Origin of the sequence: Dysgonomonas sp. BGC7 (genome assembly GCF_001261735.1) — a bacterium.
Lineage (GTDB): Bacteria > Bacteroidota > Bacteroidia > Bacteroidales > Dysgonomonadaceae > Dysgonomonas.
In genome coordinates this window covers 198,394-213,692 of record NZ_CVRP01000006.1, presented here as the reverse complement: position 1 = coordinate 213,692, position 15,299 = coordinate 198,394, and the positions used below count along the sequence as shown (strand labels likewise).

Genomic DNA, 15,299 nt, shown 5'->3' with positions numbered 1-15,299 from the left:
ACACTATTTAAAACATCAGATATATGAAACATATATTAATAAGCATATTATTACTCATTCCTATCTGCCTATCGGCTCAATATACAGTAAAAGGTATAGTTGTCGATGAAACCGGTGAAGGATTAATCGGAGTAAGCGTGGTAGAGGTAGGTAAGCCCACAAACGGCGTTGTTACCGGCCTCGATGGAGACTTTGTATTGAAAGTAGCTTCTGCAAAATCAAAAATAACATTAAGTTATATTGGTTTTGTATCTCAGACGCTAGATGTTTCTGATAATATGAAAGTTACAATGGCTGGAAATGAAAACATGCTAAAAGCTGTAGAGATAGTGCGACAAGGTTTTGGTACTAAATCCAGAATCTCTAATATCGCGTCTATCAGCCAGATCAATGCCTCACAAATCAGACAATTACCCTCTTCTTCTATCCAAAATGCATTAGCAGGCCGTATACCGGGACTATTCCAATTACAGGGAAGTGGTCAACCGGGAGCTGATGCGGCAAGCTTGTTTATTCGTGGACAAGGTTCTTTCAATGATGGAGTGTCTCATGATCCTCTTGTATTGATTGATGATATAGAATCGGATATATCAACTCTTTCACGTATTTCGTCAAATGATATTGAAGACATTTCTATACTAAAAGATGCAGCGAGTACAGCCATTTTTGGAATCAAAGGTGCTGATGGAGTTATTCTGATAACTACCCGACGCGGAAAATTAGGAAAGCCTAAAGTTACCCTCCGTATGGACTATGGCTTACAGCGCCCTACTTATAAAAATAAATTTCTGAATTCTTATGATGCTCTAACTTTATTGAAAGAGTTGCATACAAATGATCAGAACGTTACAGACTTAAGTAATGAAAAGTACTTTAGCGACGAAGCTCTTGAGCATTACCGTCTACAAGATATGCCATATGTATATCCGGATGTGGATTGGTATAAACTATTATACAAGAAAACATCTATACAGCAACAATATACAGCAGATGTTCAAGGCGGTGTAGATAGGGTGAAGTATTTTGTTTCCTTTTCTTATCTGGATCAACAAGGCTTATTTAAAAATCTGAAAAAGCAAGAAGATTTCAATAACGACTATTTCCAACATCGTTACAACCTTCGCTCTAATTTTGATATTAAGGTAACCGATTATCTTACTGCAAAAATTAATGCCAATGCAATCCTTACAGAGATTAATGAACCAAACATGCCTGCTACTCCAAGAAAGATGACCGATGTTAATATCTTTCGTCGAATCATAGGTGCCGGTATAGCACCATACTCCTATCCTGCTTATCAGGAAAATGGTTCTTTTGGAGGCTATTCTGGAACCTATATTAACCCGTTAGCTTGGCTTACCTATGGTGGCTATAAAAGAAATTTCAAAAATAACCTGAATGGGAATATCACGCTGGAATATGATCTGAGAAAAGTTACCGAAGGCTTAAAAGCCCGCGCAGTAATGGGTTTAACTAACACATGGGGATGGCGCAGAAGTTTAACCCGTGATGAAGTACTAGACTATTATTATGAACCGGCAACCGATGCTTTAGCTCCGGTAGTTACCAATCAATATATCCTACCATTATTGACAGCATCTTCATCAGTACCCGACGGATATTCTCCAATCACGCAAATAAATACACGTTTCGATATGTCTTATGACCGTAAATTCGGACCTCACACAGTTAACGCCCTGGCACTTGCCAACTGGTATTCGAATCGCGATGGCGCCGGAGCTCCTCGTAACTCTGTCAACATTACAGGACGTGTAGGATATAACTTCGACTCCCGCTATATGGTTGAATTTAGTGCAGCCTATAACGGCTCTGATGCTTTTGCCAAAGGACACCGTTACGATTGGTTTCCGGCAGTCTCCCTTGGTTGGAATCTGGCTCAAGAACCTTATCTGAAACCAATAGCCGATGCTGCTCACATAGAGATGTTCAAGCTGAGAGGCTCTTATGGACGAACAGGTTCGGATAAAATGAAACAAGCTTTCGCCTATAAAGACATATATGATGTCGTAATGAACTACCATTTTGGAGAATCAGCAGCCACCAGCGCAAATAAGATCGGAGCAATAGCTATGTCTTATTATGCAAATCCTCTGATGGGATGGGAAACAGAGAAAAAGACAGATATAGGTATTGATATACAGATGCTCAAAGGACGTTTATCTTTAACAGCAGACTACTTTTACAACAAACGTACGGATATCTTAGCCGAACGAGAAGGTATTGTCTATTATGCCGGTTATTATAACATATTCTCTGGCGCTAGTGGTACGGCTGTAAAAGCAAATGAGGTAATGAAAATTTTACCTTATATGAATATCGGTAGCACCGAAAACTCAGGATGGGATGGAGAATTATCGTGGAGAGATAAAATAGGTAAAGTAGAATACTTTCTTAGAGGAACTTTCTCTTATGCAAAAAACAAGATCTTGTTTATGGACGAAGCTCCAAGTCCTTATACCCTAAGCATGAAAACAGGGCGCCCTATTGGTACTATTTTTGGCTATGTGGCCGATGGCTTTTATACATCTTATGAAGATATTGCCAATAGTCCTTACGACGTAAGAAAAGGAGAAGAGTCTCTTGCTCCCGGTGATATCAAATTTAAAGACATAAGTGGTCCTAACGGAGCTCCTGATGGCTTGATCAATGAGTACGACCGTGTAGCTATAGGCAAAGATGTACCGGATCTTACCTATGGTATTTCGATAGGTTTTAATTATAAAAACTTTGACTTCTCAACTCTATTTCAAGGGGCTAGCGGAGCTTCTGTGAGCGTAGAAGAAATGTTGCGTCTGGCTTCAGGTACAATTAACCCTTCAGTAGGAGATAAAAATGGTAAACCAATGCCTATCCATCAGGGGAGATGGAGGAATTACGATAGTAGCGGCAACCTTGTTACTGATGCCGGACAATTGGCCGAAATGAATAAGAATGCTACCTATCCCCGTCTAACAAGAGAAAACGGAGTGAATAAAGAAATGTCAACATTCTGGCTTCGTTCGGCAGACTATATCCGTTGGAAAAACGTTGAGGTCGGCTATACACTGCCTAGTGTTTGGACAAACCGAATCGGATTGAGCAGTGTTCGATTCTACTTTACCGCCCAAAATTTATATACATGGTCAGATTTGGATGACTATCAGATTGACCCGGAAAGTACAAAATCAGGTATCACTACTTATCCTCAACAGAAAGTATATAATTTCGGATGTCAGATCAACTTTTAATATCGCTATAATATGAAAAAAATAAAATATTTATCCTTTACCTTGTTGATTGCCCTCCTAATAATGGCTATCAGCTGTACAGAGACTTCCGAAGGCTTCCTGGACGACAAATCGGAAGGAATAACTATCGACCAGATATTTTCAGACAGTCTGATGACAAAGCAATATCTGGCAACTGTTTACTGGCAAATACCATCTGTTCTTTATGCTCCTCGTAAAGCGGGATGGTTCCTTACAGATTATGAAGATTACAGTTCTGCTACCGACGATGGTAAAGAAGTATCTAATAATCGTCAGCGATTTTCACCTGCGTTTATGAAAGCGGATTTTACACAAAATGGGATTAATGCAGATTTTGAACATTTTCTTAATCTCTGGACTTCAATGTATAGCAATATCCGTATATGTAATCAGGTACTGGAGAGTATAGATGGAGCACCTCTTACTAAACAAACCATAGAAGGAATGAAGCTAGAAGCACGTTTTTTACGAGCATTTTATTATTTTCACCTATTAAGAAACTTTGGAGGTATACCGATAGTAGGAGATAATACATTAAGCCCGTTTGAAAATTATGACTTACCACGCTCTAGCTTCGAAGAAACGGTAGACTATCTTGCAACAGAGTTTACTTATCTTTCAACAAGCTTACCTGATGTGCAAAACTTACAAGAGTACGGTCGTCCCACAAAAGGAGCAGCTTTGGCTATGTTGGTGAAACTGTTCCATTATGCTGCCAGTCCTTTATCTAATGGAGGAAATGTAGGATCAGGATCAAACCGTCTATTAGTAGGTTATGACGATTTTCAGACAAGCCGTTGGCAGAGAGCAAAAGACGCAATTGACAATTTCTATAGTTATAATAACGAAAAAAATTATTACGAGCTTATCGAAGAAGCAAATGGAAAAGGATTTTATACAGCAACTACTTCTCGATCTTCAAAAGAAAGAATCTGGTTTTGGCTGGTAGACGGTGTTGGAGGAAATACATGGCCTCATAGCTCATTACTTCCCAAGTCACGATCAGGTAGTCCCAAAATTGTCCCTTATCATGAACTAACAGAAGCTTTCCCTACAAAAGACGGAGTAGATATTCGCGACAAAGATTCTCAGAATAAGTATTACACATCTCCCGGAAGGTATAATGAAGACAATACATTGTACGATCCAGATGAACCTTATTTGAACCGTGATCCACGCTTCTACTACACATTTTTATATAATGGTGCCATGTGGAGACGTTTGACTGATGGAAGCAAAGAACCAGTATATACCTATAGGGGAGCTCCAAACGATGGTATTTTTAGTTCGGGATCGCCAACAGGTTATTATTATGCAAAAATATGTAAGACTGATGTTATCGGTAATCAATCTAACAGTGAGGTAAGAGGTACAGGGCTCGCATTTATCCGCTATGCAGATATCCTATTGATGGATGCAGAGGTTATGACTGAAATTGACTATTCTAAAAACAAAACTAAAATTGAAGAACTCCTATTCAAGATCCGTAAACGTGCGGGCATTTTAGTAGGCAACGACAGTCGCTATGGAATTCCGTTAAACCTAAGTAAAGAAGAAATGATTGATTTTATTCTCAATGAACGACGAATCGAATTTGTTATAGAAGGAGGAAATCGTTTCTGGGATTTACAAAGACGCAAACTGTTTACCGAAATGAACAATAAATGGTCTCACGCTGCTGTCTGGGAAAAAATTGGGGAAGATAATGGAGAAATCTTTTTCACTTGGTCAATACAACCTGTAGAACAACACTACTTTCAAAGCAAAATGTACCATTTACCTATACCTTTGAAAGAATACGGATCGGCTAAAGGTAAATTGCTCCAAAATCCGGGATGGTAATTTAGAATTTAAGTTATGTATTTTATAATCACAAATATATGAAAAAGAATATAATAGGCTTAGTCTCCTTATTCTGTCTTGTTTTATCCTTTATATTTTCTTCTTGCGAGGACAAATATTATGAGATCAACAAAGACTTTTACAAAGGGAGAAAAGTAGCAGTGAAAAACCCAATGGATGGCAATACCTTGCGTATTGAGCAATATAATACAGATCAGATAATGCTCGAAGACCCGAACGATTCTACTGTTGTCTATGACAATCGTGGATTCCAATTTAAAGTTGCAGACGAAAGCATTGTCAAAATTGCAGAGGACGGAGCTATTACACCTGTAGCGAAAGGAACTACTGAAGTAGATATTATCTCTCGTGCCGATGCAAACCTATCGACCTCTATCCTGATAGAAATTCATAAAGATTATCATCCGGTTGAGCGTATTTTAATTACGTCTGCAGCGAAAAAAGCACTGATAGAAAAAGGTTATGAACTGGATATAGCTCCTCTTATTTTTGTATTACCCGGACATGCCGACAATAAAAAACTTCATTTTTCATTAGATGAAGCATCAAAAGCATTTGCAAACATTACCGATGAGGGAATCATCACCGGTATTTCAGCAGGAGTAATTAATATCCATATTGTATCAGATGATAATCCGAGTGTAACAGCAGACCTGCAACTAAATGTTGTAAATGAAATAGAAGTGACATCTATCGTTCTACACAAAAATCTGAATAATGGTACTATTTATGTAGGAGAGAAATTCCCTCTAGACTTGATAAACTCCACTCTACCTACAAATGTGCGTGAAGAAAATAGGAAACTTACCTATACTATCACAAGCGGTACTGGTGTAATATCTATAGATAGTGAAAATATACTCACGGCTTTATCTCCGGGAACAGCAGAAGTAAAAATAGAAAGTAAATATGGTATTACTAACCAGTTTACAATTAATGTGGGCGCAGAGAATAAAGACCTTACACGTTTATTCTGGGGGGTAGATACTAATATCAGATACTCTAATGGGCAAAACTATGTGACTGATGGCAGTACAGGCAAGCCAGAAGATATGTTTGACGATAAAAATACTACATTTTTATCTCTTGTGAAACCAGGAAAATCTTATAGTGGATCAGTAGGGCCTCCAAGCGGACAATTTAACTCGTTTACAGTAGATATGTTATTGCCTTGTAAATTCAAATCTCTGAGATGGAATCATCGTTACAACAACTCATATACATACCTGAGAGTTTGGGCAATATCTATTGAAGGAAGTAACGATGGCGAGAACTGGTCAGAAATTCAATCAGGAATTCAGATTCCTAATACATACGGTGCTGCAAATGGAGCTGATGCCAACCGTTATGATATTGCACTGAATGGTCAATACGAATACCGCTATGTGAAGGTAACTCTAACAAACTGGAGTGACAACTCTGGTGGTGCAACTTCGGGAAGTTCTATGCAAATAGGCGAATTCGGATTGAGTAAATAATATTTTTCGCATAATTGCAATAATAAACTGGCCTGCTAAGCTCTTGATAGCTTAGCAGGCTTTGTTTATTTTGAAATATCAAGTTCAAGAATAGATTCAAGATACTCTTATAAAAAAAAGATGTATTTTTGTAAATTGAACCAAATATCAAAATTATGAAGAAAATTATCTTCTTATTATACGAGCTACTGATATTTGCTCCTATATTTATTTTGGCAACCATCATTACTGCTGTTATAGTTATGATCGGCTGTCTTTTTGGCAAAAAAACGTTTTGGGGATACTATCCTCCACACCTATGGGGAAAACTGGCTTGTCGTTTAGCCTTATGCAGAATAAAAGTCGTTCGCAAGAGTAAACTCGACCCTAACCAATCTTATGTTTTTATACCTAACCATCAAGGCGCATTCGATATATTCCTGATATATGGCTATCTGAATCAAAATATAAAGTGGGTACAAAAACAAGAACTACGAAAGATTCCATTCGTAGGTAAGGCATCAGAAATAGCTGGGCATGTATTTGTAGACCAGTCGAATTTGAAATCGATGAAAGAGACTATAACAAAGGCCGAAGCCCAGTTGACAAAAGATTCCTCTATGGTCATATTTCCGGAAGGGGCTAGAACAAAGACCGGAAAAATGGGGCGGTTCAAAAGAGGAGCATTTCTTATTGCAAAGGAGATGAACCTGCCAATCGTACCTGTTACAGTAAATGGCCCATACGATCTGATGAAGATCAAAACCTATTTAATCAATCCTTGCAAACTGGAGCTAATAGTACATGAACCTATTTCTACAGAAGATCTTACTGATGATAATATGTCTGAATTTATAAACAAATGTACCGAAATTGTCCATTCAGGCTTATGGGATAAATACAAATAAAAGCTAATTAGAAATGCAGAACAAAATTACAATACCATTTTTTTGTACTTTTGTGTCTTTACTTAACAACATCCGACATGAAATTTAAAAGCATACTTGTTCTTTTCCTTATATTATTGATAAGCTTTGCCAACAACAATCGTATTGTAGGTAAAGATAATGTATCAAGTGTGTCCGAATCGCTTGTCCTTTTACAAAAGCGAAACAATGTAATATCTTATACTGTAAAAAAAGGGGAAACTCTGTATTCTATTGCAGCTACACACAACACTACAGTAGATGAAATCTACAAACTGAATCCGGAATCGAAAAAAGGAATCAAAGCCGGAGAACAGCTCTTAATAAAGCAAGTAAAAACTCCATCCAGATACAGCAGTCATAAAATAGAAGCCAAAGAGACTATGTATTCAGTCTCGAAGATGTATAATATCTCTGTAGAAGACCTGAAAGAAGCTAATCCAAGCCTCGGAGAAGATACATTTAATATAGGCCGTACCATTCGCATTCCGGTATTTGGCAATGCCACTCAGGTAACGAATGAGACTGTTGAAAGAACAACCGGAACAAATAAAGAAACTAAATATAAAGTAAAAAAAGGAGAGACATTATACAGCATAGGAAGAGCTTATAATGTATCCGTAGAGGATCTGCTGGATGCAAATCCGGACTTGAAAAACGGAGGACTGAGAGAAGGAATCTCTGTTAACATTCCAACTAAGCAAGAAAGAAGCAAACAAATCGTTTCTACCACAAATACAAGTGTAACAAAGATAGAGACTCCTTATGCTTCGAAAGGAGAGACTGTACGAGTTGGTGTCCTTCTACCGTTTTTAGACGATAAAGGCAGTGTTCAGAAAGAGAAGCTGACCGAATATTACGAAGGGTTTCTTTTGGCAGTTAAAGAATTGAAATCGAAAGGTCTTAATGCAGAGATATATACTTTCGACATAGGAACAGAAAGAGATACAAAAAAGCTTGAAAGCTTATTGGGTACAAACGAAATGAAAAATCTGCACCTAATTATAGGTGGTGTTTCGAAACAACAGATAGACGTACTTATCCGCTTCTCGAAGAAGACAGGTATCAAATATGCTATCCCATTCGGTTCAAGTAAAGAAATAGCATCTACTCCGACATTGTTTCAGATGACAACACCTCATTCGAGCCTATACCCTGAAATAATATCAACATTCCGAAAAGAGTTTTCAAACTACAATGTTATTTTCATCTCCGAAGCAGGATCCAACAATGACAAGAGTGACTTTACCGAAGAGTTGAAAAAAGAGCTCACTAGAGCATCAATACAATTTAAAACGATCGGTAGCTCAGGCAATCTGCTTACTGACATAAGCAGTGCTTTGAGTACCTCTAAAAAGAACATCCTGATACCAACCTCTTCATCGGAAGCTACGCTAAAAAGAATACTGAACGCTACAAGCAGTATATCTGAAAATTCTTTTACCCTATTCGGATATCCGGAATGGCAGACATACACACAACAGACTTCGGGTTTGCAAAAGCATGAAGCACATATATACAGTATTTTCTTTCTTGACGAGCAGCAATCGGCAGTTCAGAACTTTGCCAACGAATATAAAAGATGGTACAATAAAGATCTTATAAATTCGTATCCTAAATATGGGTATCTGGGATATGATACAGGACTCTATTTCCTTACAGCACTCAGAAAGAATGGAAGCCATTTTGACCAGAACATATCAGACATACATGTACCAACATTACAGTCTGCTATTTACTTCAAACAACAGGTAAGCAATGAAGGCTTTGTGAACAGAGGAATATACTTTATACGTTATAAACCAGAATCGGGTATAGAAAAAACAGACATTAGTAAATGATAAAAAGAAACATCCTTTTCATCTTGTTCTTCATAGGTCTTGTGACTGGAGTGAACGGACAAACTAAAAAATTCGAACCCGAATGGAATGTCGGAATCGGATTTGGTCCTACATTTTCGTCTGTCGACTTTCAAACCGGATTGGGATCAGCTAAACTGGCTACTAAAAGCAAACAACAATACTTTGGTGGTGTGGCTATAAGATACCTGTCGGAAAAGAATCTGGGATTTATTGCTGAGCTTAACTACAGCCAACAAGGCTGGGATCAGGATTTCTCGGGAGTTCCCGAATATGAATCCTTTTCACATTCTCATCAGCTCACTTATCTGGAAATGCCTCTCCTGACACATATCTATTTTGGGAGAAAAGTACGTGTGATAATAAACTTAGGACCAAAGCTAGGCTATCTGATAAGTGAAAAAGAAGAAATGAACGAATCTTTGGCAAACTATCTGAGTAGCGGCAATATGTCTAAAAACTTCGTTACTCACCAGTATTACAGAGATGCTGAAAAAAAAATAGATTATGGTATCATGGCCGGACTAGGCCTTGAATTCAGAACAGGAATTGGAAATTTCTCCTTGGAAGGACGATATGTTTTCGGACTAGGAGATATATATAATAACAGTAAAGCCGATTATTTTCCCCGTTCGGCCAATAGGGTAATTTCAGCAAAACTAACATATTACGTCAAGATGTTCTGATATGCCGCGCATATATAAACTTTCAAAGACTGGCCTTAAGTTATTATACAAGATACGACACCATAGGGGGCACGGAATACACTCCCCCTTCGTATTCAATCTGATAACAAAGGTTATAGAAGAAAAAACTCCTTATCATGCTTATGAGGATGTAAAGCAGATAATAAACAATGAGTCAGACAGAAAACAACAAACAAAACTAGATAAAATTAATCTTCTCTGCTTTAGACTTATAAATTACTTTGAGGCTATCCATATTTTGGAGATAGGTTCGGGTTATGGCATAAATACTCTTTGTCTGACAGCTCCTTCTACCAATATAGAGTGTATATGTGTAGAAGAATCACAAAAAAAATCGGAGAAAGCAAAACTCATTTATAAAGGATGGGATAGGAACATTCGTTTGTATACACAAAAAGAATTGCCTATATTAAATAATAAACAAGATTGTATATATATAGATTTAAACCATTTTAATGATTTTGGATCAGATATAACGCAATATCTATCAATCCATTTAACGGAAAAATCGTTTATTATTGTAAAAGGTATCCGAACAAATAAAAGGTGTCAAACGTTATGGAGAAGTATCATGAATATGGAGTCCCGAACAGCAGTCTTAGATCTGTTCAACTTGGGTATTGTATTCTTCGATAGTAAACTATATAGATGGAGTTATCAGATTAGCTTTTAAAAAAACAGAGCAAATGAAAAAAAGTTTGGTGTATACAAAAACCGGAGATAAAGGTATGACTTCGCTTGTGGGAGGAAAACGCGTAGCGAAGGCTCATATAAGACTGGAAGCATATGGAACTACTGACGAGTTAAACTCTTTTGTTGGCTTTTTATCAGAACAAATAGATGACACACACGATTTAGAGATATTATCTTACATTCAGCATAAATTATTCACCGTAGGCTCGTATCTGGCAACGGAAACAGAAGCAATATCTCCTAAGGCAGCAAGTATTATAACAGACAAGGATATCGCATTACTGGAAAACGAGATGGATAAAATAGATTCATCCCTACCACCTCTACGCCAATTTGTATTGCCGGGAGGTAGCGAATCGGCTTCCAGAGCGCATATATGTCGCACTGTATGCCGGAGGGCAGAGCGTTGTATATACAGAGTGAAAGACGAATTTCCGGTCGATGACAATATTATGATGTTTGTAAACAGGCTATCTGACTATTTTTTCCTGTTAGCCAGAAAAGAGAGTAATAAGAAAGGAAATGAAATATTTTGGAATCAGAGTTTGATATAAGAAATAATATCCTATTTTTGCGGAAAGTAACTTAACAATAAAAACAATTAAACTTGATATACTATGTACTGGACTTTAGAACTCGCATCAAAACTGGAGGATGCACCATGGCCTGCAACAAAAGAAGAGTTAATAGACTATGCTCAACGTTCAGGAGCTCCACTTGAAGTTATAGAAAACTTACAGGAGATAGAAGATGAAGATGAAATCTTCGATACAATCGAAGACATCTGGCCTGATTATCCGAGCAAAGAAGACTTTTTCTTTAACGAGGACGAATATTAGGTCTCTGGAAGCGCAATAAGCCTATAAAGAATATAAAAGGTATTAATAGTCACTTAATTATTAATACCTTTTTTGTATTGCATTATTTTCAAACTTTATATACTTTTAGTTGTTTAAATTATTAAATACAAAAATATACACAATGAAAAAAATTATTCTAGTTGCCATCATTCTTGGCTTAGTATCTGCATGTAAGACAAATACAAAAGCAGATAACACAGAAAATGCAAAAGCAGAAAGCGTAGAATCTCAACAATCAGGTATTCCTTTCTTGGTTGCCGAAAGATATTTTGTCAACAATACAGTCGACGATCAGACATATACTCTAAAAATTACAAATGAGAAAGATTTTGACAACTATTTCGGAAAAGCTCCTGTCATGGGGCAAGGAGGCACACCTACAGAAATTGATTTCTCGAAACAATACGTAATTGCAGTTATTGTGCCTAAAACCGATAACTCAACAACCATAACTCCTATTGAACTCTCGAAACAAGGAGAGAACATATTATTCTCTTACCAAGTAAGCAAAGGAGAAAAACAATCATTTACTATTCGTCCGGCTTTGGCAATAGTGGTAAATAATGATTATACAGGAAATATAGAATTTAAAGAACAATAAAATATTAGAGAATATCTAATATAGAGCGAAGACAACGCATTATTAATAAAGAGGCTAAGGAGGATACTTCTCAGTCTCTTTATTTTTTACTGTTCAATATTTGCTATAACGAATAAATATATTTTACTTTGAAAATATTTTATATTAGCAAATATTTTACATGGAACCAATCTGTAAACTAAAAGATATATATAAGGCACTGTACAGCTTCGAAAAAGACTTTGCGGAAAATAACGGTATAACAATAAACGAGGGGATGCTGTTGTGTTGCCTGAAGGACGGTAAGCCGAAGTCGGCAAACGACCTGTGCGATTTTGTAGGATTGTCCAACTCTCGAGTATCACGTATTATCACCACAGTAGAAGAAAAAGGATTCATTGTGCGCAAGATGGGCACTACAGACAAAAGACAAATGATATTCACCCTCACAGATCAAGGGAAGGAGAAAACAAAAGAAATGCAGTCGCAAAAAATGGATTTTTCTAAACTTTCGGCTCTTATCTCTACTCTGGTTGAATAAAATTTTACACACTTAATTGCTAATAACAAATATTTATAATACAAAACAATGAAAATATTAATAATAGGAGGCGTTGCCGGAGGAGCTACCACCGCAGCCAGACTAAGGCGCATGAACGAAAATGCAGAAATTATACTCTTCGAAAGAGGAAAGTATGTATCGTATGCCAATTGTGGATTACCCTATCATATAGGAGGAGCTATAAGCGAACGAGACAGGCTTTTCGTCCAAACAAAGGAGGGCTTTGTCAGCCGTTTTAACATAGATATCAGAGTAGAATCTGAAGTAACAAAAATCAATACCGGAGAGAAAACCGTAACTGTTCAGAATCTATCTTCCGGTAATATCTATGAGGAACGTTATGATAAACTTGTAATATCTACAGGAGCAGAAGCCATTAAACCTCCGATCACGGGTATTGACAATCCAAGAATATTTTCTTTGCGCAACGTTCCCGATATGGATAATATAAAAGCTTATATAAACCAATATAAACCTAAATCGGCAGTCGTCGTAGGAGGTGGTTTTATAGGACTGGAGATGGTCGAAAACTTACATGACGCAGGTCTACAAGTATCTGTTGTGGAAAAAGCCAATCAGGTAATGACTCCAATAGACTATGCCATGGCTGGAATTGTACACCAACAACTCATTCAAAAAGGAATAAAGCTCTACTTAGAAGAAGGGGTAACAGGATTTGAATCTAATGAAAATAACATAAAGGTCTTTCTGGAGAAAGGACAACCTCTAAGTACGGATATGGTCATACTCAGTATCGGAGTCCGTCCGGAAGCTAAACTAGCAAAAGAGGCCGGATTAGATATAGGAAGCCTTAGCGGCATAAAAGTAAATGAATATATGCAAACTTCCGATAAAGACATATATGCTTTGGGAGATACTGTTGAAGTATTCAACCCCGTAATAAAAAAACACGCACTTATACCTCTTGCAGGTCCGGCAAACAAACAAGGACGCATAGTCGCAGACAACATTGCAGAGGGCAACAAATACAAATATAATGGAACGATAGGTACATCCATAGCCAAGGTATTCGACCTCACTGTTGCAGCCACAGGAGCATCAACAAAATTGCTAAAAAGAGAAGGAATAGAACACATAGAATCATATACGCATAGCAGTTCCCACGCAGGTTATTATCCTGATGCTCTGCCTTTATCCATCAAGATAAATTTTTCTCCTTCCGATGGTAAATTATTTGGGGCACAGGTTGTTGGATTCGATGGAGTAGACAAACGGATAGATCTCTTTGCCGAAGTAATCAGAAAAGGAGGTACAATATACGACCTGCAAGAGATAGAGCATGCTTATGCTCCACCCTACTCTTCAGCCAAAGATCCGGTAAATATGGCTGGCTTTGTAGCCGACAATATCCTAAAAGGAAAAGTAAACATCATCCATTGGAACGAATTATCAAGTTCCGATCATTCTGAGGTATTTATGATTGACTCACGAACTGCCGATGAACACCTATTTGGCAATATAAAAGGATCGGTCAATATTCCTATAGATGAGATGAGAGCACGATTAACAGAAATACCCAAAGACAAAAAAATCATCATATATTGTGCTATTGGGCTAAGAGGCTATCTTGCATCCCGCATTCTTATTCAAAATGGATATACCAATGTATACAATCTGTCGGGAGGCTACAAGACATATCTGTGTGCAACTGAAAGCGCACCGGCACCTACTTGTACAAAAGAGATTCGTATAGATAATGAAATGCTTAAAACAGAAAAAAAGAAAACAATAACCATTGATGCTTGCGGCCTACAGTGTCCGGGCCCTATAATGCAACTGAAGAAAAATTATGATCAGATAGAAAACGGGGATCGATTGGAAATAAAAGTTACGGATCAGGCCTTCGGCGAAGACTTATCAGGATGGTGCAATATGGTAGGCGCAAAATTACTCGATATAAACAATATCGGCGGGACTATTTCTGCCACTATAGAAAAACAACCAGCTATGCCCAAAGAAGCACAGAAAAGAGACAACAAAACATTAATTGTTTTTTCTGACGATCTGGACAGGGCATTAGCCTCATTTGTTATCGCAAATGGTGCAGCGGCATCGGGCAAAAAGGTAAGCATATTCTTTACTTTCTGGGGGTTGAATGTGATAAAGAAAGAGAGAAAACCTTCGGTAAAAAAAGATTTCATAGCTAAAATGTTTGGGTTTATGCTTCCTTCAAGCAGTAAAAAGCTCAGTCTATCTAAAATGAATATGGGAGGGATGGGTAGCAAAATGATGCGCTATATAATGAAAAGTAAAAATATAGACAGTCTGGAAAACCTGATGCAACAAGCCAAAGAGAATGGAGTAGAGTTTATAGCCTGCTCTATGTCTATGGATGTGATGGGCATCAAGAAAGAAGAATTAATGAACGGTATCACTATAGGCGGAGTAGCTGCTTACCTCGACAGAGCAGAAAATGCAAACGTCAACCTATTCATCTGATATTGTAAGACTGCTAGATAATAAAAAAGTCGTTCAGAATAGGGTATTGCCAGTTTGGTAATA

The 15,299-nt window shown here is 37.4% G+C and carries 12 protein-coding genes; all 12 read left to right on the top strand.

The annotated features are described in order from the left end of the window. Nucleotides 1-23: 23 nt before the first annotated feature. The 12 genes from BGC7_RS04735 (at nt 24) to BGC7_RS04680 (ending at nt 15,236) form a co-directional block, all read left to right on the top strand. Nucleotides 24-3,248, top strand: coding sequence for a SusC/RagA family TonB-linked outer membrane protein (locus BGC7_RS04735; RefSeq protein ID WP_050700410.1), 3,225 nt, complete (start codon nt 24-26; stop codon nt 3,246-3,248). 12 nt (nt 3,249-3,260) lie between these two features. Further along, nucleotides 3,261-5,111, top strand: a complete 1,851-nt coding sequence (locus BGC7_RS04730; protein ID WP_082206473.1) for a RagB/SusD family nutrient uptake outer membrane protein — start codon at nt 3,261-3,263, stop codon at nt 5,109-5,111. A 38-nt stretch (nt 5,112-5,149) separates the two neighbouring features. Further along, nucleotides 5,150-6,610: a discoidin domain-containing protein gene (locus tag BGC7_RS04725; protein WP_050700408.1), complete on the top strand. Its 1,461-nt coding sequence runs from the start codon at nt 5,150-5,152 to the stop codon at nt 6,608-6,610. A gap of 155 nt (nt 6,611-6,765) precedes the next feature. After that, entirely contained in the window at nt 6,766-7,497 is a 732-nt protein-coding gene (locus BGC7_RS04720; RefSeq protein WP_087880043.1) for a lysophospholipid acyltransferase family protein, read from the top strand. A 77-nt stretch (nt 7,498-7,574) separates the two neighbouring features. After that, entirely contained in the window at nt 7,575-9,356 is a 1,782-nt protein-coding gene (locus tag BGC7_RS04715) for a lytic transglycosylase (RefSeq protein ID WP_050700407.1), read from the top strand. After that, nucleotides 9,353-10,060 (top strand): porin family protein, encoded by a 708-nt coding sequence (locus BGC7_RS04710; RefSeq protein ID WP_050700406.1) that lies wholly within the window; start codon nt 9,353-9,355, stop codon nt 10,058-10,060. Before BGC7_RS04715 ends, BGC7_RS04710 begins: the two co-directional genes overlap by 4 nt. Nucleotide 10,061: 1 nt before the next feature. Further along, complete coding sequence (locus tag BGC7_RS04705) at nt 10,062-10,754, top strand: class I SAM-dependent methyltransferase (protein ID WP_050700405.1); 693 nt, start codon at nt 10,062-10,064, stop codon at nt 10,752-10,754. A gap of 13 nt (nt 10,755-10,767) precedes the next feature. Beyond that, on the top strand, nt 10,768-11,328 hold the full coding sequence (locus BGC7_RS04700) for a cob(I)yrinic acid a,c-diamide adenosyltransferase (protein WP_050700499.1): 561 nt from the start codon (nt 10,768-10,770) through the stop codon (nt 11,326-11,328). A gap of 63 nt (nt 11,329-11,391) precedes the next feature. Then, a complete protein-coding gene (locus tag BGC7_RS04695; protein ID WP_006800744.1) occupies nt 11,392-11,613 on the top strand; it encodes a DUF2795 domain-containing protein in 222 nt (73 codons plus the stop codon). Between the two features lie 142 nt (nt 11,614-11,755). Further along, on the top strand, nt 11,756-12,235 hold the full coding sequence (locus BGC7_RS04690; RefSeq protein ID WP_050700404.1) for a hypothetical protein: 480 nt from the start codon (nt 11,756-11,758) through the stop codon (nt 12,233-12,235). A 160-nt stretch (nt 12,236-12,395) separates the two neighbouring features. After that, on the top strand, nt 12,396-12,755 hold the full coding sequence (locus BGC7_RS04685; protein WP_050700403.1) for a MarR family winged helix-turn-helix transcriptional regulator: 360 nt from the start codon (nt 12,396-12,398) through the stop codon (nt 12,753-12,755). A gap of 48 nt (nt 12,756-12,803) precedes the next feature. Beyond that, the gene (locus BGC7_RS04680) at nt 12,804-15,236 is read left to right on the top strand and encodes a DsrE/DsrF/DrsH-like family protein (protein ID WP_050700402.1); all 2,433 of its coding nucleotides are present in this window, start codon (nt 12,804-12,806) and stop codon (nt 15,234-15,236) included. The last annotated feature ends 63 nt before the right edge of the window (nt 15,237-15,299 follow it).